Genomic DNA, 20,029 nt, shown 5'->3' with positions numbered 1-20,029 from the left:
AGGGTCATTCATTTCTTTCAACTGATAACTACCCATTTATGGCATTTAATATGTCAATCTTATGAATTTTTCCGTATGCAACAGTTTCCCCATTAATTTGAATAACAGGAATCATTAGTTGATACTCCTCTAATAATGCATCATCAGAATAAATATCAATTTCATTTACATCGATTTCATATTCAGATTGAACCAAGCGAATTGCATCTTTTGCTTCTTCGCATAATCCACAATTCTCTTTTGTAAATAAAGTTAACTTAATCGACATCCCATTCTCCTTTTTAACTAAAGCGCTTTCGTTTTGATGAACCAGGAATTCTCAGTATATCTCTATATTTAGCTACTGTTCTTCTTGAGATTTCTACTCCGTGTTTTTCAGCTAATAATTTTACTAGCTTTTGATCTGAAAATGGTTTTTCTTTGTTTTCTTCATCAACTAGTTGCTTGATGAATACCTGTACACTCGTTGATGCAAGCTCCTCACCATCTACACTTACACCTTGATGGAAGAATTTTTTCATTTCATATAAACCAAACGGTGTCTGTACATATTTGTTTTTACATGTACGGCTAATCGTCGATTCATGTAATGAAAGTTCTTCCGCTATCTCTTTTAAAGTAAGAGTTTTTAAATTTGCGGGACCTTTTTCAAAAAAAGCAATTTGCTTTCGAAGAATACAATTCATTACTGCTAACATAGTTGATTTTCGTTCTTCCAAGCTTTTCATTAACCAGTTAACTTGCGTATTTTTGTCCTTTAAATAAGTTGAAACTTCCTTCTCATGTTGACCATTTAAAATTGAAGAATATTCATTAAGTACTTTTAAACGAGGCATAATTTTATCATTAATCAGTACAACGAATTCCCCACCTATTTTTTCAACTGATAAATCAGGTGCTACATAATTTACTTGGTCTTGGAAATAATTTAAACCTGGTCTTGGCTGAAGGGTTAAAATTAAGTCAATTTGCTTTTGTAAATCGGGTAAGCTAATCTTAAGTTTCTTCGCTATTTCTTTCCAGTTTTTATTAACAAATAGATCAAAATAATCTTTAATGACCTGTTTTGCAATTGTTGTGTCAACTTCAAGGCCATTTAGTTGAATTAATAAGCACTCTTTAACGGATCTTGCACCAACTCCTGAGGGTTCAAAACGTTGAAGTGTATCAATGCAGATTTGTAATTGAACGAATGAAATATTTAATTCGTGTATAAGCTCTTCATCTGATTCCATTAAAAATCCATTTTTATCTAAGTTATAAATTAAATATTTTATAATTTTATATTCCTCATTATCAATTTTCAACTCATTTAACTGACTAACAAGTTCTTCTTGTAATGTTTCTGTTCTTCGAGTATATAACTCCATTCCTTGTCCGCTGGAAGTAGTTTGTTGTTTGATTTTTGAAGAAGTGTAATCGTTATAAGGAGTTTCGACTTCAATTAAGGGATTTTCTAATGATTGCTCAAATAAAAAATCTGTAAGTTCTTGGGCATTAAATTGAAGCATTGTAATGGCTTGTCGTAGTTCCTGAGTCATTGCAAGTTTCAATGATTGTTTTTGCATTAAATTCATTTCCATACTACTTCACTCCCTTATTACTATTTTACTCGATATTTAACTTTTTCATAGTACTTGACGAATTGTTGTACTAATTTAAATATAGTGAAAACGTTTACTTTTTCCTGTATAGTAAAAGTATACAACTCTTTATGATGGGTGGGCCATTATGAACAGAAAAAATCAGATTTATGAAGTTTTTCTTCAAAGTAAGGAGCAAGGCTTTACTGCTAATAATATTGCTCAAAAGCTCGGTTTAGATAGAGCAAACGTTAGCAGTGATTTAAATAAATTAGTTAAAGAAGAATTATTAATTAAAACAAATTCTAGACCTGTCGTATTTAAGCTCCTATCTCATACATTACAACAAACGAACCAATCTCAAATTAAGATCGCAAGTTCAGACTATAAATATGGATATTTTTATGAAGAAAATATTAGTTTAAGACCTGCCATCGAAAAAGCAAGATCAGCTATTCTCTATCCACCAAATGGTATGCATACATTAATACTCGGTGAGACTGGTGTTGGTAAATCTGCTTTTGCTAAAAGAATGCATGATTACGCAATCCGTTCAAATGTTTTAGAAAAGGATTCTCCATTCATTATTTTTAATTGCGCAGACTATGCAAATAATCCACAACTATTATTAGGCCAGCTTTTCGGTGTTAGAAAAGGTGCTTATACAGGTGCAACAGAACAAAAAGGTCTACTCGAGAAAGCAAATAACGGAATATTATTTTTAGATGAGGTTCATCGACTTACTCCTGAAGGTCAAGAAATGTTATTTACGTTCATTGATTATAAGTTGTATAGAAGACTAGGTGAGACAGAAAACGAGCGAACATCGAATGTATTAATCATTTCAGCAACAACAGAGGATCCCGAGTCCACTTTATTATCTACATTTACGCGACGGATCCCTATGGTCATTACCTTGCCAGCTCTTCGTGATCGTACATATGAAGAGAGACTGACACTGATTAAACGTTTTTTCACGGAAGAAAGTGTTCGGCTAGGAAAAGAGATCGTTGTAAGTGCAAATACTATTCGCTCATTTCTATTTTATCCGTGTCAAAACAATATCGGACAACTTAAAGCCGACATTCAATTAGCTTGTGCAAAGGCTTACGCAGATTTTATTACTCATAAACATGACAAAATACGAATTTACAGCACTGATTTGAACTGGTATGTGAAGGAAGGCTTATTCATTGAAAAAAAAGTGAAGCATGCGGTTACACTTTTAAACGAGCATTTTGAATTTTCACCAACAAAAGGTATAACCAGTAACCACCAATTGGATCATTCTGCAGATACAATTTATGACCGAATTGATACGAAGTATGAAGAACTGAAACAACGTGGCGTAGCTCAGGACGAGTTATCCTTACTAATGGAAAACGATATTGAAAGCTATTTTACGCATTATTTAACTTCTATTAATCGTAAACTATCTAGTAAAGAAAATGTCTCAAAAATAATCAAGCCTGAAATCGTTACATTAAGTGAAAAGGTACTAAAACTAGCAGAAGAAAAATTAAACAAGAGATTTAATGAAAAAATACTCGTTGCACTTAGCCTACACATTCAAACCTTATTACAACGTATACAGTCAAACAAGAAAATTTATCATCCAAATATAACGCAAATCCGAGAGCAATATAAGAATGAGTTTTCCGTTTCAATTGAATGTGTAAAAATGATTGAAGATTTCTCAAATGTTTCAATCCCATTTGATGAAGTAGCATTTATAACGATGTTTTTTGTATATGGAAACGAAGATTTTAAAGTGACTAGCTCCAATGTAAAAGTAATTGTATTAGCTCATGGTAACGGTATTGCTAAAGAAATGGCGAATGTAACAAATGAACTGTTAGAAAACGAGGAAGTTATTGGAATCGATATGCCATTAAGTGAACCACCACAAGATTTTTTAATTCGAGTAAAAGATTATATTAAATCTTTAGGTAAATTAAATGGAATTCTACTTTGTATTGATATGGGATCACTATCTTATATCGGCGACATAATTGAAGCTGAATTTTCAATTCCTGTACGCGTGATTCAAATGGTAAGTACTGCACATGTAATCGAAGCTTCTAGAAAAGCAACACTAGGTTATAATTTAGACGAGCTTTATCAGGATGTAAGAAACTTAACTACTTTCTTCATCAATTCTCATTCAAATAAAACGAAACAACCTGAATTTAATCGTTCTGTCATTTTAACTGCATGTCTGACTGGTCAGGGAAGTGCAATAGCCATTAAAAATATACTAGCGAATAACTTGGTCTATGATAAAGAGATGCTAGAAATTGTGCCAATTAGCCTTTTAAATAAAGACGAATTACAAAAAATGTTAAATGATATATCTAAAGAACGAAGTATCGTTTGTATTGTTTCAAATTTTGATATAAATGTTCCATTTAATACGTTTCATTTACAGGATGTATTAAATATGAAAGCAACAAAGACAATACAAGAATTGATAACTTATGAAGAAACGTATTTAAAAATGGCTGAAACACTACAAGAGACTATTTCTTTAAAGGATGCTAAAAAAGTAATTAGTGTGATTAGACGTGCCTTAAATGATATACAAGTCCAAACAGACAAATTTTTCAAAAATGAGGATCTAATGGGAATTGTTATTCATATGAGTTGCATGATTGATCGGATTCAAAACTCACAGCCTCTAATCCCATTTAAAGATAAAGAAGATAAAATAAATAGTGACTATATGCTATATTTAAAAATTAAAAAAATAATGCAACAAATTGAGGATGCTTGTGACATTATCATACCTGATGATGAAATATGTTATTTAATGGAATTTTATTCTAGAAACGATATAAGTAGGTTAGATGAAGACTTTTATATAAAATAAGTAAAAAGCCAGTTACTTCGATGAAGGAACTGGCTTTACTCTGTTGAAAAACATCCCTGTCAATTAAATTACCAAATTTTCGTAAAAGGAGTAGAGTGATGTTGATTTCCANNTCTTTAGCCTTCCCGCTAATCCCATAGGAGTCGAGCACTCCTCCGCTCCAATCAACTTATTCATCGAAAAAAGTCTCCAATAAAATCATAATCAAATAGCCTTTACTTAGAATAATCTAACTGTTGTGTATTAATCAGTTTGTAGGTCAACTAATATCGAACTTTAATTAAACTAATCAACTGAATTTGTTTTTCTAAAAATTAGCTCATAATATTTTTAACCTCTGAAAAAAATCATTACTAGTGATTATTGAAATCGTGAAATTGCTCAATATTAACATTTATAACCATTAATAAATCATCCAAAAAATGATCATTTCATCATAAATAAGTTCAATTTAATGTCTGTTTCCCTATTGACCATTTTATATTTCAATACTCTAATGCCAGTTACTTCGATGAAAGGAACTGGCTTTTTATTCTATATTAATACTTTACTAGCTCTACTCCCTCAGGAAGTTTTGAGTTCGTTAAAATGTCTAGTTCTGTTAATCTCTCAAAGCAATAGGATGTACCATTTTTTAAATGATTATCGACTAATGCTGGATGTACCATAACCTCTACTGACTCAACATTTTTATTTATTCTGTCTTCTATTGTCTCAAAATAGTTTAATGGAATATCACTACCATAAAAATCAGTTAATAATTGATCCGTGAAAGGTGTGATTCCGTCTATTTGACTCTTTGGAGAAATACGGACTGGAAGATCATACTTTTGAGATAATTTTGCAATTACTGGATGTAGAATTGGAATCATGTGTACATGGTGATGACTATCTAGATGTGAAGGATTCAATCCATAAGAAAGAAACTTTTGAATTTGAGCATCCCATTCCTTTTCAACTTCTTCAACATTAATAACGGGATTGTCATACCAGTAACTATTTTTAAGGAAATCCCCATTTTGATCTACAATTGTTTGTAGATCTGTTAATAAAGGTTTGCCCGCAGTTAATACAAGATGTACACCTAATCCTAATGTAGGATGTAATTTTGCTATTTCAATTCCATGCTCTACCGCATACATATTCATCATCATAGTCGCGGAGTTCACTATTCCATTCAAATGTGCTTCAATAATGCCATAATTTACACCTTTTGAGTACCCGAAATCATCTGCATTTACAATTAGCTTCTTCATCATTCATTCTCCTTTTTCTTTTAGGATGATAAAAAGGGATGCACTCTTTCAATCGAGCTACATCCCTCTTTTTAATCGTTAATTCGCTGCTACTTTTTCGTTTTTAAAGAATTGAGGTAAATGCTCTTTGTGAGCCTCTAACATTTCATCTAGAATTTGTTTTGCTAAATTATCAGATCCAACTAGAGGGTTAATACACATAGCAAGTAATGCTGTTTTATAATCCCCTGTTACTCCAGCTTCCGCAGCAACACGTTCGAATGATTTAATTTGTTGAACTAAACCGCGTACTGCAACCGGTAAGTCACCCATCGTAAGCGGTTTTGGACCATCTTTTGTAATAACAGCACTTACTTCAACAGCACAATCATCTGGAATTGATGCAATTGCACCATTATTCATTGTGTTAACAGGTTGGATATCACCTTTATTGTTATATAAAGATGAAATTAATCGACATGCAGCATCACTATAATAAGCTCCGCCACGTTTTTCTAATTGTGGTGGCTTAATATTTAAATTAGGATCTTTATATAATTCGAATAATGATTCTTCTAATTTTTTCACAACCTCAGCACGCGTTCCATCTTTTTTCGCTGCTTCCAGTTCTTCCTCTAGCATTACTTTCGTTTGATAGTAGTAACGATGATACGGACATGGAATCGCTCCAAGTGCTTCAATAAAATCAGGATTCCAATCCATTGCCTTAATATTTTGCATCGTCATACTTTCAGCAGGGCGTGCAAACTCACTTACAACACGACTTGTTACATCTTCACCATCTAATAATACTTTCGTTCCGTAAACCATATGATTTAATCCCATAAAATCAATGTGCACACGCTCAGCTTCTACCCCTAGACCTTTTGCAATGTTCATGTGAATATGAATTGGTACATTACATAAACCTACTACTTTACGGAAATCTGTGTATCTTAAAATCGCTTCTGTTAAAATACCTGTAGGATTCGTAAAGTTTACTAGCCAAGCATTTGGACAAAGCTCTTCAATATCCTTAACGATATCTAAAATAACCGGAATTGTACGAAGTGCTTTAAATAGACCACCTGGACCATTAGTTTCTTGTCCAATTACCCCATATTTTAAAGGAATACGCTCATCCTTCATACGAGCTTCAAGTAAACCTACACGAAATTGTGTTGTGACAAAATCAGCATCTTTAAGAGCAGCACGTCGATCAAGTGTTAAATGAATTTCCATCGGTACTCCTGCTTTTTCTACCATTCTTTTCGCAAGGTTTCCAACGATTTCAAGTTTTTCTCTACCTTCTTCAATGTCCACTAACCATAACTCTCTTACAGGTAGTTCATCATAACGTTTAATAAATCCTTCAACTAATTCTGGAGTATAACTTGAACCGCCACCAATTGTTGCTATTTTAATACCGTTTCTCATTTTCTTCACTCCTTCTATATGATAGGAGAAAAGTAGCCCGATGATACTAGGAAACTACTTTTCTATTTTCTCTTATTTATTTAATTTCTCATGTAGGAAAATTATTTCTGTTACTAAATCTCTCATCGTTAATGCATTCATTAAATGATCTTGAGCATGAATTAATAAAATACTTAATTCAACATTCTCTCCACGTGCTTCACCTTGAATTAATGAAGTTTGTGCCTGATGCGCAAGATTTAATTCTTTCTTTGCTTCTTCAATCTTACTATTTGCTTCTTCTAAATTACCTGCTCGAGCAGCCTGCATACCTTCCATTAATGAGCTTTTTGCGTTTCCTGCGTGTAAGATTAATTGGAATGCTGTTTGCTCAATTGTCGTTAATGTACTCATTTCGTATCCTCCTCAAACTGCATTACATAGCAGCACTTTGATTATTTGCTGCTTCTCTAGTTTTTTTAGATTCCATTCGTCTTTGTAGTGCAACGAAAGGTAAATAGATGACAACCGAGATAACTAGGTTAAATGCTGCTAAGGCTGCACCTGTCCAATGTCCCCCTGTAATCAGCCATCCACCTAAAATTGGTGGAGTTACCCATGGAATATTCGTAGTTACTGGGTGAACCATACCTAAAGAAATTGCTAAATATGAAATAACTGTTAAGATAATTGGTGTGCCAATGAATGGAATTAACCACATTGGATTTAACACAATCGGTAATCCGAAAAGAACTGGTTCATTAATTTGGAATAAACCTGGTGCTCCACCTAATCCAATCATTTGTTTATTACGTTTTCGATTTATTAAGATCATTGAAATGATTAACCCTAAAGTAGCACCTGATCCACCTAAGAATACAAATGCATCAAAGAACTGACCAGCCATTACATTATATTCACTCCACTTTGTAACACCTTTTGCTGCTAAATCAATATTTTCATTTCCTAAAGCTGTAAATAATGGTGTCGTAATTCCACCTAGTATATTCGGTCCATGTAAGCCAAGCATCCAGAAGAAATGAATAAAGAATGCGATACCGATTGCAAACGGTAAAGAGTCTGCAGCATTTGTTAATGGCTTAACAAGAACTGAGCTTAACCAATCATTAAAATAGACTCCATCTGATAAATATAGTCTAAATAGTAATCCAACAATCGCAATCACAAAGATTGTTAGCATACCTGGTAATAGCTTTGCAAATGCTTTTGAAACTGCTGGTGGTACACCATCTGGCAATTTAATAACTAATTGTTTTACTCTTGATAAGCGAACAAAAATTTCTGTTGCGATAATGGCAACGATTATTCCGGTAAAAAGTGCAGTTGAATTAGTATAAGTAGAGTTCACTAATCCCCAAACACTACCAGTAGCTGTTTTTCCATTTTCTAATGTAACTGTTACTGCATTTAATGATTGAGGCACTAGTACAAAATATGATGCTAATGCGACAAGCATTGCTTCAAATCCCTCATCACCATAAGAACGAGCCAATTTATAAGCAATCCCTACAACTGCAAAAACAGTCATAAATGCGAATGTTCCCCACCAGATGTCTCCACCTAATGTCTTCCAGTTTACTCCAAAAAGAGCTTCCATCATTTTGTCGTAACCTTTGATTGCTCCACCTAAATTATTAAATAATACTGCAAAAGAACCGACCATTGTAATGGCAATCATCCCGATTAACGCATCGCGTATTGCTAATAAATGACGTTGGTTACCGAACTTTGCTGCAGCTGGCATTATATATCTATCTACAAAATTCATCATTGTTTAGGACTCCTTTTTGTTTAAAATGTATGCAACGATCATGACTATTTTTTTAAACTAAGTGCTAATTCTAAAACCGCTTCACCATTCATAAGTCCATAATGCACTGGATTGATTACATCAACTGGTATCCCTTTTGGCTCGGCAACTTTTTTCATTTCAGAAGCTAAATAACGTACTTGTGGTCCTAATAAAAGAACGTCAGCTTTATCTAAATTTTCTTTTGCAGCATCACCTGAAACTGCCCAAATCTTTACGTCAATTCCTTTTGCTTTTGCTGCTTCCTCCATTTTAGTTACTAGTAAACTAGTAGACATTCCTGCTGAACAAGCTAATAAAATATTCATTGTGATTCCTCCAGTATTAGAATTAGTGTAGCGCTTACAGGTTTGTTTGAAGTAAGAAACAAATCCTTGAAGTAACTACAAATTAATTTATTTTGTACACTTTTTATATAGCAAATGGCGTGCCAACTTTTTCTGGTATATTGAAAAATATATAATTTACTCATTGAAACCTTGTCCTATAAGGAATCATCTTCATGAAATCTTTTTTCTTTACTTAAAAAGGAAAGTAACCAAAAACATCTAGTGTGTTAAATATAGTTCCTCAATCTTCTTAAATTGTTTTAGTGTGTTATTATCCTGTTAGTGTGTCGTGATTTATATAAACTATATTGTAGTGTTTTAAAACACTTTTACGATCCTTACTTAAATTATACATTTTGTTCTATGTAATCTATCAAAAAAGTGATGTAGAATTAGTCTACACCACTTTTTTTATCAATTATTAAAGTGAAATTTTTTCATGTAAGTAAATAATTTCCTCTACTAAATCTCTTGTTGTAAGAGTGTTCATTAAATGATCCTGTGCATGTACTAAAAGAATATTAATTTTGTATTGTTGCCCACCCGCTTCACTTTGAATAAGTGAAGTTTGTGAATGATGAGCTCGCTTAAGTTCCGCATTCGCTTCGTTTACTTTACTACGGGCTTCCTCGAACTTCCCATCACGAGCTTTATACATTGCTTCCATTAATAAACTCTTAGCATTACCGGAATGTAATATAAGTTGAAATGCAATTTGTTCATTATTTGTGTCGGTAGGCATTTTCACTCTTCTCCTTCACATTCTTTATACATTTAATGAATTACTACTTGTTGTTGTTTCTGTCGACTTTCTAGCTTCCATTCTTTCTGCTACTACAACGAACGGTAAGTAAATAACGATTGAAATTACTACGTTAACAAGCGATAAAACTGCACCGCTCCAGTGACCACCAGTTGCTAAATAGCCACCTATAACTGGTGGAGTTACCCAAGGGATTGTAGAAACAACCGGGAAAACAATATGTGATTGAACAGCTAAATAAGAAATAATGGTTAAAACAATTGGAGTACAGATAAACGGTATTAACCATACTGGGTTTAACACGATTGGTAAACCGAAAATAATTGGTTCATTAATATTAAATAATCCTGGAGGTGTTCCTAAAGCAATCATCTGTTTATGACGTTTACGGTTAACTAAGAACATTGCAATAAGTAAACCGATTGTAGTACCTGATCCACCCATATATACAAATGCGTCTAAGAATGGACCTGCTAAGACAGAATACTTATCTAAATCAGTCACACCTTTTGCATATAAATCGATGTTATGGTTACCTAGAGTTGTTAATAAAGGAGTTGTAATCCCTCCTAAAATATTTGGACCATGTAATCCAAGCGCCCAGAAAAAATGTACAAAAAATGCAATTGCAACTGCAAATCCTAATGAATCTGCTGCATCAGTTAATGGTTTTACAAGAACTGAATTTAACCAATCATTAAAGAATACGCCATTCGAAATGTATAATCTGAACAATAAGCCAATTAATGCAACGATAAAGATTGTTAACATACCTGGTAATAACTTTGCAAATGCTTTTGATACTGCTGGTGGAACGCCATCTGGTAATTTAATAACTAATTGTTTCACTCTAGCTAAACGTACAAAAATTTCAGTCGCAATAATCGCAACGATAATTCCTGTAAATAAAGCCGTTGAGTTTAATGAATTCCAACTAATAAATCCCCAAGTTCCACCTGTAGCTGTCTTACCACCATTTAATGTAACTGATACCGCAGCTAATGATTGTGGAACTAGTACGAAGTAACACGCTAATGCAACCAGCATTGCTTCAAAACCTTCATCACCATAAGAACGAGCTAATCTATGCGCGATCCCTACTACAGCAAATACTGTCATAAATGCAAATGTTCCCCACCAAATATCACTGCCTAGTGTTTTCCAGTTTGCACCAAAGACTGTTACCATCATTTTGTCGTAGCCGTGGATTGCGCCACCTAAATTATTAATAAGTACAGCAAAAGCTCCAATCATCGTAATGGCAATCATGCCAATTAACGCATCACGAATCGCTAACAAATGACGTTGATTACCAAACTTCGCTGCAGCAGGCATTATATACTTTTCAGCAAAACGCATCATTCAAATACACCTTCTTTTCTCTCTAGATTTTTAATTCCCCGTTTTACTTTTTCAAATTTAAAGCCATTTCCAGTACAGCTTCACCATTCATCAGTCCATAATGCACTGGATTAATTGTATCTACTGGTATCCCTTTAGGTTCAGCTAATTTTTTCATTTCTGAGACTAAATAACGAAACTGTGGACCAAGTAGTAATACATCCGCTTTAGCTAAATTTTCTTTCGCCTCATCACCAGCAACAGCCCATATTGTTGCCTGAATTCCTTTTGCTTTAGCTGCTTGTTCCATTTTTGTAACTAGTAGACTAGTCGACATTCCCGCAGAACATACCAATAAGATCTTCATCCTACACCTCCTCAATTATTCTCGCCGATGAAACGCTTACAATTTTACAAATAATGACAAAAGAATTACGCGTTACAAAGACAAGTTGTGTAATCAATTTAAATATTGCAAATACTGTGCCAATATTCTAAAAAATCTATCTTTTTAAAAATACAACAAAAAAACCTTGATAAATCAAGGTTTTCAAAACGTAACATTTATTTAAAATATTAGTGTTTTATAAGTGTGTAGGCACAATTGATACTGTGTTTGCAATTACACAATAGTGTGTTGAGAAATTCTCTAAATAGGATATCTCCTAGCCGAAGTGTGTCATTCGACAACACATTAAGATTATTCTTCAACTGTTAAATGAGTTTTACAAAATTCAAATACTTCTTTTTCCTCATCTTCTTCCAAATCAAAATCTAAATACTGATTTGACTCAGCTTCATATAAATCATATTTAATTAATTTCGACTCGTCACCATTTACTCCAAAAAGTACTTTTATATATATACCTTTTTCATTAAATAATTCATCATCCTCTGGTACATTGATATAAAGAATAAACTCATATCGATCACCTTCAATGATACCAAATGGATCTTTTATTTCTTCTACAGTGTATTCTGCAATCGTTAACACAAAAACATTCCCTTCAATTTTAATATGTACTATTATACACAAAGGAATGGACAAAAAGAAAGACGCCTGCCGCAGCAGACGTCTTGATGCGTTTGAGGCGAGAGACCGGGCGGCCACATCCGCGCGTTTAGCTTGCGCATATCTCTCGTCTTACTCAAATTAGCTCATCGCAAAGAGTAATATATCATATATTTAGGAAAAAGGATAGAGGAAATAAATAGAAGCAGCAAACAGAACCGAATAATTTTTATAAATACAAAGTCACTCAGCTCTTTTTTTAGTAAATTTAAGATGATAATAAACATTCTCTAATTTAAATACAGAATTTAATGATTTTTAGGTCGATGCAGTATTTTTTCTTTTTAGAAGTTGAATACAGTTTATAAGTTTCTTTAAATTTTAATTCTCTTTCTATTTCATCTTTATTGATTTGTGCCATTTCTTCAAGAAACCAAGAATTCATATCCATTTGAATAACCTCCCTTTATATACTTTTAATATATGAATTAAAGTACAGGGAACCCATTCTTCATTGGATGGAGTTTTAATACATCTTTAGTTGTAAGGTAAAGGTAGGATTTAAGGCTGAGATTCAGGGTTTAAAGGAGGAAAAATAAAAACCGAACGATAATATCTGATAATTAACAGATTTTATCGCTCGGTTTATTCTTTTAGCGCGCTCGACAGGATTCGAACCTGCGACACACGGTACCGGAAACCGATGCTCTATCCACTGAGCTACGAACGCATTATATAATATCTAATTAAAATAAGTATAGTGTATCTGTCGCCCCAATCTCAGCAGGTAGTTGCAAGGAGCAGCTCGATTGGTGCGCTGTAGTTTCGCTTTGTAGCTTATTCGAACGTGCTCTATCCACTGAGCTACGAACGCATTTTTAATATAAAGTTAAAATATGTATTGTGTAGCTGTCGCCCCAATCTAAGTAAGTTTATGCAAGTAGCGGCTCGATTGGTGCGCTGATGTTTCGCTTTGTAGCTTATTCGTAAGTTTATAAGAAAATCTTATGTTTTATTATATCGTTAGAATGTTCTGACCGCAATAATTTAGGTTTCTTTTTGAGTAGGAAAAAGAAGAAGATACACTTTGGAATGGTTTGTGTGCATTTTCTTTTATAAATTTAGTTTTGATGGCTTGTAAAAGCGTTAAAAACTCATCGTCTTCTATATACAGGCGACGCGATGAATTTATATTTAATATACCAACAAAAATATAGAAATTGTTTATTAAGAAGTTAAAAATATTTAGAGCAAATTTTAGATAAATAATTTCAAATGATTAGTTTATAAGTTCATGGTCGATCTTAATTGAAATACAAACTGATTAATAAACTGTTATTTTACGCTAAGTAAAGGATATTAAATTAGCCTTTTATCGTAAGCTTTTTTAATGAGCAACTTGATTGGAACGGAGGGGTGCTCGACTCCTATGGGATATGCGGGAAGCCTGAGACCCCACAGGAACGAACGTGACGAGGAGGCTCTGGTCTCGCCCCATGGAAAGCGAGCACACTGTAGTGGAAATCAACATCACTCAACTCCCTTTACGAAAATTTGGTAGTTTAACAAGGCTCTATATTTCAAACAAGAATATGCTCCAATCATTTTGTTACTAGTTTTTTAACTTATCAAAAGAAAAACTACATAAAGTTACGTTTAATAATAGGAAAAGTCGTTAATGATGTTGAAGTATTAGATAAATAAATATGTTATAAAAGGTCAAGAATTTTAAGTTTGAATAATACATTAAATATAGCATCTGTTTTATTTGACCTTTTCTGACCTTAAAGGTATTATTGTATTAATCATTCATTTGTTTTAAACAAGGAGGAGAAAAAATGAATTTAATTCCTACAGTTATTGAACAAACAAGTCGTGGTGAGCGTGCGTATGATATATACTCTCGTCTATTAAAAGACCGCATCATCATGTTAGGTAGCGCAATCGATGATAACGTAGCTAACTCAATTGTTTCACAACTTTTATTTTTAGCAGCAGAAGATCCAGATAAGGATATTTCATTATACATAAATAGTCCAGGAGGAAGTATTACTGCTGGTATGGCTATCTATGATACGATGAACTTTATTAAGCCTCAAGTATCTACAATTTGTATTGGTATGGCGGCTTCAATGGGTGCGTTCTTATTATCTGCTGGGGAAAAAGGAAAGAGATATGCTCTTCCAAATGCAGAAGTTATGATTCACCAACCATTAGGTGGTGCTCAAGGTCAAGCTACTGAAATCGAAATTGCAGCTAAGCGAATCTTGTTCTTACGTGATAAATTAAACAAAATTCTTGCAGATCGTACTGGTCAACCATTAGATACAATCGAGCGTGATACAGAGCGCGATAACTTTATGACTGCAGACCGTGCATTAGAATACGGATTAATTGATAAAGTAATTTCTAATACTGCAGCTATTAAATAGTAAGAATAAACTAGCCGAAATTTTTCGGCTAGTTTTTTTGTAAAAAAAATTGGACATCCAACTTGTGAATGTCCAATTACATTAAATTTCTTCTCCGATAAAGTCCATTACGGCTTCCATTGCTTCAACTTCATCGTCACCAGTAACAGTAATTACGATTTCTTCTCCATGGGGTACAGCAAGGCTCATAACACCCATGATACTCTTTACGTTTACTTGTTTACCTTTGTAAGCTAATAATACTTCTGAACGAAATCTCGTAGCAACTTGAACAAATTGTGCTGCTGGACGAGCCTGTATTCCAGTTTCTAATAGTACTCTCCCTTTTTTCTCAATCATTTTTTTCTTCCCTCTTAACTTTTATTTTATTTTTATTGGTTCTCCCGCTCTTAGTTTATCAGCTATTTCATCTATTTTACGTAGGCGATGATTGATTCCTGATTTACTAATTGCTCCGCTAGATACCATTTCACCTAACTCTTTTAATGTAACATCCTCATACGCTACTCGAAGTTCTGCAATTTCACGTAGCTTTGGCGGTAATATATCTAAACCAACTGAGTTTTGGATATAACGTATATTTTCAATTTGCCTGAAGGCTGCACTGATCGTTTTATTTAAGTTCGCAGTTTCACAATTTACTAGACGATTAACACTGTTTCTCATATCTCTTACAATTCGGATATCTTCAAACCTTAATAAAGCTGAATGTGCACCAACAACGTTTAAAAACTCAGTAATTTTTTCTGCTTCTTTTAAGTACGTAATATAACCTTTACGTCTCTCCAGTGTTTTAGCATTTAATCCGAACTCATTCATTAGACGACAAATTTCTTCCGTATGCTCTTTATATAGTGAAAAAATTTCTAAATGATATGAAGATGTCTCTGGATTATTTACCGAACCACCAGCTAGAAAAGCACCTCTTAAATAGGAGCGTTTACAACATTTCTTCGTAATTAGCTCTTTCGCTATTTCATTCGTAAAGGTAAATCCTTCACCAGTTATATAAAGATCATTTAAAATATGTTTCGCTTCTTCTTTTATTCGAACAATATATACATTGTTCTTTTTAAGACGCATTTTTTTACGAACGAGCAATTCAACGTCCACATCATAAACACGTTTAATTAATACATATATTCTTCTCGCAATTGCTGCATTTTCAGTAACTACATCTACTATAAATTGGCGATTCGCAATTGATAATGAACCATTCATTCGAATTAAAGAGGATAGCTCAGATTTTGAACAACAATCTTTGATCTCAATCGTTGTTAATTCTTTTTTCGTTTCTGATGCAAAGGACATTTGAATCACCCCCTCCTTCTAGCTCTAAATATTTTTTCATTATTCTTTTATTTTTGTCGGGATTAGATCACATAAAATTTCTGCTAACTTTACTGTATCATGCCTAATCACATTATCATCATATTTAACGATCGACTTATGAACAATTTCTAGATTTAAAGATTCAAGCTCATTTATATCTAGTTTTACTTGTTGAGCATGTTCTTCCTTATAAAGTTCTAAAATATTTTTAGGCATCGTGCCTTCATTTACGATAATTGTATCGATAAAACTTGAGTCTAAATGCTGGTACAGAGCCCTTACATGATCACTAGCTGTATAATGTAAAGTTTCACCCGCTTGAGTCATCACATTACATACATATACTTTTCTAGCTTTTGAATTTACAACAGCCTTCCCAATTTTAGTAACTAATAGATTAGGAAGGATACTCGTATATAAACTACCTGGTCCAATTACGATTAAGTCAGCACGATTAATTTCATCAAGCGCCTCTTTTAAAGGTTCAACATTTCCTGGTGCTAAAAATACTCTTTTAATCTTTTTACCAGAATAAGGAATTTTCGACTCACCTGAAACAATTGTCCCATCTTCTAATTCAGCTTTTAATACGACACTTTGATTAGCTGCTGGTATAACTTTCCCTCTAACATTTAATACCCTTCGCATTTCAATGATTGCACGGTAAAAATCACCTGTAATCGCAGTCATTGCGCTTAGCATTAAATTACCAAGAGAATGCCCAGAAAGGTCTCCAGATGTTGCAAATCGATGTTGGAATAATTCTTCCAACATCGGTTCCACATCTGATAACGCAGCAAGTACATTTCGTACATCACCAGGTGGTGGAATTTTTAACTCGTCACGTAATCGTCCAGAGCTACCACCATCATCTGCGACTGTTACAATTGCGGTAATATCAACGGGATGTTTTTTCAATCCACGTACTAAAACAGATAGTCCCGTTCCGCCTCCAATTATTACTATTTTTGAACGTTGACTAACCATTACTTATGACTCCTTTTTTCAACGTCCCGATGACTAACATTCGTATCATATTGATCCTTATAGTAGTTAGCTAAATACTCTGCTAAAGTAACAGAGCGATGCTGTCCACCCGTACATCCGATCGCAATGATTAGTTGTCGTTTACCTTCTCTTTTATATTGAGGTAACATAAAACTAATTAAATCAATTAATTTCAGCATAAATTCCGTTGTCTCATTAAATTTAAGAACGTAAGAGGAAACTTCCTCATCTAAGCCAGTTAAGGGACGCATTGATTCAATATAAAATGGATTTGGTAAAAATCGTACGTCAAATACTAAATCCGCATCAATCGGTATTCCGTACTTAAAACCGAATGACTGAATATTTACTGAAAAACCTTCTTGTTCATTTTCTCTAAATTGTTCAATTATTTTTTCTCGTAATATTTTAGGTTTTAAATCTGAAGTATCATAAATTAATTGTGCACGCCCTTTTACCTCGGCTAAAAGAGTACGTTCCAACTCAATTCCTTTTAATGGAGAACCCGTTGGAGAAAGTGGATGTGAACGACGAGTTTCTTTGTAGCGAGTAACGAGTGCAGCATTCGTTGCGTCTAAAAATAAAATTTGAGGGATAATTGACGGAGTAGACATTAATTGATCTAACGAACTCCCTAACTGATCAAAAAATTCTCTTCCTCGTAAATCCATAACAAGAGCAACTTTATCTGTTGTATTGTGATCCGGGTCCTTTAATAGCTCTACAAATTTTGGAAGTAGAGCAGGAGGAAGATTATCAACACAGAAGTAACCGATATCTTCTAACGCTTGAACAACGACAGTCTTTCCAGCACCCGACATTCCAGTTATAATAACCATTTTTACATGTGATCTTGTAGGCATTTAACTCAACCCTTTCTATAATTTAAGTTAACTCGGATTTAAGCGATACCTTAATAATTCAAAGTCCGGTGTATAGACAAAGGTACCATGTAAAATTTCTTTACCCTTCAGTAAATAATCAATAATATGATAGTCACCTGCTGCCATAGGAAGGTTTTTCACTTCATCTATCGCATGCCAGCGAAGAATTCCTTCTTCACACTCATCTTGATTTTCACCGTCAAACTCGGTAGCTAAAAATGAAAACATCATCCATTCATTCACTACCTTAGCATCTTCTTCTATAATAATTGTAAAAACACCTTTTAATTTTGGGTTTTTTAAGTATATACCTGTTTCTTCACGATATTCACGAACAACTGCTTCTCTAATGTTTTCACCTGGCTCCATCTTGCCGCCGGGTGCAACCCACCAGTTTCTTCTAGGTTTTTGTAGCAAGAGGATATTATTTTCATTTACCAAAACACAATGTGTAACTCTTTGCATTTCTTATACCTCACTTACAATTTGGACTTGCAGTTGGTTGAAACTGCCCAATCTATATTATACCGTTAAACTAGTCAGACAACAACTTGTTAAGAGTGGGAATTAGGGTTGACAGGTACAGGCTAAAGGAAAAGATTTTGTGGGTTCGAACTACGGTCGAGGAACAGAACCGATCATTTTCGGAGACAAATAAAGAAAACTCACCGATTGCCGAGCTTTAAAGACTAAAGGCGTAGTTGCACTTATACTTAATTGCTAAAAATTTGCAACTACGTCAGTTCCTCATTCGTCGCTGCAAATTTAAACTTTAAAGCACAAAAAAAGGGAACATGGACAAGCGCATATCCATGTTCCTATATATATTAGGGGGCTCTCTGGTTATTGTCTATATTACAGTAACTATATTTCAAGAGAGTTACACCCTAATTACATATAAGTTTCAGAATATTACAATTTTGTTCACAATTCTAAAACTTAATTTTATCGTTTTTAATCAAGATTAGTTAGTTTTAGATAATTCTTCTTTTAATTCTTCAATATAATGTTGTACTGCTTGAGCAGCAATACTTCCGTCTCCAGTAGCTGTTACAACTTGACGTAAAGTTTTTTCACGAACATCACCAGCAGCAAAAATACCTGGTACTCTTGTTTCCATTACATCATTTGTTTCAATATAACCATTTTCATTTGTAATACCTAAACTTAAGAATGGTTTTGTTAATGGCAGCATGCCAATATAGATAAATACGCCATCAGTTTTAAATTCAGATTCTTCACCATTTTGAGTATCTACAAGCGTTACGCTACTTACTTTACCATCAGTTCCGTTTACTTCTTTAATTGTTGAATTCCAAATAAATGAAATCTTTTCATTTGCAAATGCACGGTCTTGAAGAATTTTTTGAGCACGTAATTGATCTCTACGGTGAACGATTGTAACTTTAGAAGCATATCGAGTTAAATATACGCCTTCTTCTACCGCTGAATCTCCGCCACCTATAACTACTAATTCTTTATCCTTAAAGAATGCTCCATCACAAACAGCACAGTAAGATACACCACGTCCTCCAAGCTCTTGCTCACCTGGAACACCAATTTTTTTGTATTCTGCACCAGTTGAAATAATAATTGCGCGTGTTTTGTATTCTTTTTTACCAGCAATGATTGTTTTATATTCTTTACCGTCGATAATTTCTTTAATGTCTCCATAAGCGTATTCAGCACCAAATTTTTTCGCATGATCAAACATTTTATTTGATAAATCCGGGCCTAAAATACTATCAAAACCTGGGTAGTTTTCAATTTCTTCAGTATTTGCCATCTGTCCACCTGGAATACCACGTTCCATCATTAATGTAGAAAGATTTGCACGAGATGTATATACAGCTGCAGTCATCCCTGCAGGACCAGCTCCAATGATAATAACATCATAAATTTTTTCTTCCATTTCTTAATCACTCCTTGTACTTAAATGGCTAATTGCCCTACTTCATTAACTAACACTATCCTAATACGCGATGACATAAAAC

General features: G+C 33.7%; 20 protein-coding genes and 1 tRNA gene. 2 read left to right on the top strand and 19 right to left on the bottom strand.

Annotation, left to right across the window (positions count from 1 at the left end; translation table 11 throughout):
- Window positions 1-28: 28 nt before the first annotated feature.
- Window positions 29-268 (bottom strand): glutaredoxin family protein, encoded by a 240-nt coding sequence (locus tag COE53_RS03545; protein ID WP_029715405.1) that lies wholly within the window; start codon window positions 266-268, stop codon window positions 29-31.
- A gap of 13 nt (window positions 269-281) precedes the next feature.
- Window positions 282-1,583, bottom strand: coding sequence for an RNA polymerase factor sigma-54 (rpoN, locus tag COE53_RS03540; RefSeq protein WP_069034924.1), 1,302 nt, complete (start codon window positions 1,581-1,583; stop codon window positions 282-284).
- Window positions 1,584-1,731: 148 nt separating this feature from the next.
- Here rpoN and COE53_RS03535 point away from each other — a divergent pair, with 148 nt between their 5' ends.
- On the top strand, window positions 1,732-4,452 hold the full coding sequence (locus tag COE53_RS03535) for a sigma-54-dependent transcriptional regulator (RefSeq protein ID WP_069034925.1): 2,721 nt from the start codon (window positions 1,732-1,734) through the stop codon (window positions 4,450-4,452).
- Between the two features lie 539 nt (window positions 4,453-4,991).
- On the opposite strand, the gene chbG is transcribed toward COE53_RS03535, so the two are convergent.
- From chbG to COE53_RS03485, 11 genes are all read right to left on the bottom strand, one after another.
- Window positions 4,992-5,708, bottom strand: a complete 717-nt coding sequence (chbG, locus tag COE53_RS03530; protein ID WP_069034926.1) for a chitin disaccharide deacetylase — start codon at window positions 5,706-5,708, stop codon at window positions 4,992-4,994.
- 78 nt (window positions 5,709-5,786) lie between these two features.
- Window positions 5,787-7,124 carry a 6-phospho-beta-glucosidase gene (locus tag COE53_RS03525; RefSeq protein WP_091023412.1) on the bottom strand — a complete coding sequence of 446 codons (1,338 nt, stop codon included), beginning with the start codon at window positions 7,122-7,124 and terminating at the stop codon, window positions 5,787-5,789.
- 72 nt (window positions 7,125-7,196) lie between these two features.
- The gene (locus tag COE53_RS03520) at window positions 7,197-7,517 is read right to left on the bottom strand and encodes a PTS lactose/cellobiose transporter subunit IIA (RefSeq protein ID WP_029715362.1); all 321 of its coding nucleotides are present in this window, start codon (window positions 7,515-7,517) and stop codon (window positions 7,197-7,199) included.
- 22 nt (window positions 7,518-7,539) lie between these two features.
- A complete protein-coding gene (locus COE53_RS03515; RefSeq protein WP_069034928.1) occupies window positions 7,540-8,895 on the bottom strand; it encodes a PTS sugar transporter subunit IIC in 1,356 nt (451 codons plus the stop codon).
- Between the two features lie 44 nt (window positions 8,896-8,939).
- Window positions 8,940-9,242: a PTS sugar transporter subunit IIB gene (locus tag COE53_RS03510; RefSeq protein WP_025569051.1), complete on the bottom strand. Its 303-nt coding sequence runs from the start codon at window positions 9,240-9,242 to the stop codon at window positions 8,940-8,942.
- A gap of 442 nt (window positions 9,243-9,684) precedes the next feature.
- Window positions 9,685-10,005 carry a PTS lactose/cellobiose transporter subunit IIA gene (locus COE53_RS03505; RefSeq protein ID WP_069034929.1) on the bottom strand — a complete coding sequence of 107 codons (321 nt, stop codon included), beginning with the start codon at window positions 10,003-10,005 and terminating at the stop codon, window positions 9,685-9,687.
- A 24-nt stretch (window positions 10,006-10,029) separates the two neighbouring features.
- A complete protein-coding gene (locus COE53_RS03500; RefSeq protein WP_025569049.1) occupies window positions 10,030-11,388 on the bottom strand; it encodes a PTS sugar transporter subunit IIC in 1,359 nt (452 codons plus the stop codon).
- Window positions 11,389-11,431: 43 nt separating this feature from the next.
- Window positions 11,432-11,734 carry a PTS sugar transporter subunit IIB gene (locus COE53_RS03495; protein ID WP_098947472.1) on the bottom strand — a complete coding sequence of 101 codons (303 nt, stop codon included), beginning with the start codon at window positions 11,732-11,734 and terminating at the stop codon, window positions 11,432-11,434.
- A 333-nt stretch (window positions 11,735-12,067) separates the two neighbouring features.
- A complete protein-coding gene (locus tag COE53_RS03490) occupies window positions 12,068-12,361 on the bottom strand; it encodes a DUF6509 family protein (RefSeq protein ID WP_025569047.1) in 294 nt (97 codons plus the stop codon).
- Window positions 12,362-12,674: 313 nt separating this feature from the next.
- Complete coding sequence (locus COE53_RS23820; RefSeq protein ID WP_175403524.1) at window positions 12,675-12,830, bottom strand: hypothetical protein; 156 nt, start codon at window positions 12,828-12,830, stop codon at window positions 12,675-12,677.
- 206 nt (window positions 12,831-13,036) lie between these two features.
- A tRNA-Arg gene (locus tag COE53_RS03485) sits at window positions 13,037-13,109 on the bottom strand.
- A gap of 1,108 nt (window positions 13,110-14,217) precedes the next feature.
- On the opposite strand from COE53_RS03485, the gene clpP reads away from it, so the two are divergent.
- Window positions 14,218-14,811 carry an ATP-dependent Clp endopeptidase proteolytic subunit ClpP gene (gene clpP / locus COE53_RS03480; protein ID WP_025568718.1) on the top strand — a complete coding sequence of 198 codons (594 nt, stop codon included), beginning with the start codon at window positions 14,218-14,220 and terminating at the stop codon, window positions 14,809-14,811.
- 81 nt (window positions 14,812-14,892) lie between these two features.
- Here the strand turns inward: clpP and COE53_RS03475 are convergent, their stop codons facing one another.
- The 6 genes from COE53_RS03475 to trxB form a co-directional block, all read right to left on the bottom strand.
- Window positions 14,893-15,150 carry an HPr family phosphocarrier protein gene (locus COE53_RS03475; RefSeq protein ID WP_025568719.1) on the bottom strand — a complete coding sequence of 86 codons (258 nt, stop codon included), beginning with the start codon at window positions 15,148-15,150 and terminating at the stop codon, window positions 14,893-14,895.
- Window positions 15,151-15,171: 21 nt separating this feature from the next.
- Window positions 15,172-16,122 carry a DNA-binding protein WhiA gene (whiA, locus tag COE53_RS03470; RefSeq protein WP_025568720.1) on the bottom strand — a complete coding sequence of 317 codons (951 nt, stop codon included), beginning with the start codon at window positions 16,120-16,122 and terminating at the stop codon, window positions 15,172-15,174.
- 39 nt (window positions 16,123-16,161) lie between these two features.
- A complete protein-coding gene (locus COE53_RS03465) occupies window positions 16,162-17,130 on the bottom strand; it encodes a gluconeogenesis factor YvcK family protein (RefSeq protein WP_025568721.1) in 969 nt (322 codons plus the stop codon).
- Window positions 17,130-18,014 (bottom strand): RNase adapter RapZ, encoded by an 885-nt coding sequence (gene rapZ / locus COE53_RS03460; RefSeq protein ID WP_025568722.1) that lies wholly within the window; start codon window positions 18,012-18,014, stop codon window positions 17,130-17,132. Before rapZ ends, COE53_RS03465 begins: the two co-directional genes overlap by 1 nt.
- Window positions 18,015-18,041: 27 nt before the next feature.
- The gene (locus COE53_RS03455; protein WP_025568723.1) at window positions 18,042-18,500 is read right to left on the bottom strand and encodes an NUDIX hydrolase; all 459 of its coding nucleotides are present in this window, start codon (window positions 18,498-18,500) and stop codon (window positions 18,042-18,044) included.
- Window positions 18,501-18,999: 499 nt separating this feature from the next.
- Window positions 19,000-19,947: a thioredoxin-disulfide reductase gene (trxB, locus tag COE53_RS03450; RefSeq protein WP_025568724.1), complete on the bottom strand. Its 948-nt coding sequence runs from the start codon at window positions 19,945-19,947 to the stop codon at window positions 19,000-19,002.
- Window positions 19,948-20,029 lie beyond the last annotated feature (82 nt).

The organism is Bacillus sp. AFS029533 (assembly GCF_002585125.1).
GTDB classification, from domain to species: Bacteria; Bacillota; Bacilli; order Bacillales; family Bacillaceae_G; genus Gottfriedia; species Gottfriedia luciferensis_B.
The sequence above is the reverse complement of the archived record's forward strand: the minus strand, read 5'-3'. Positions and strand labels throughout refer to the sequence as shown.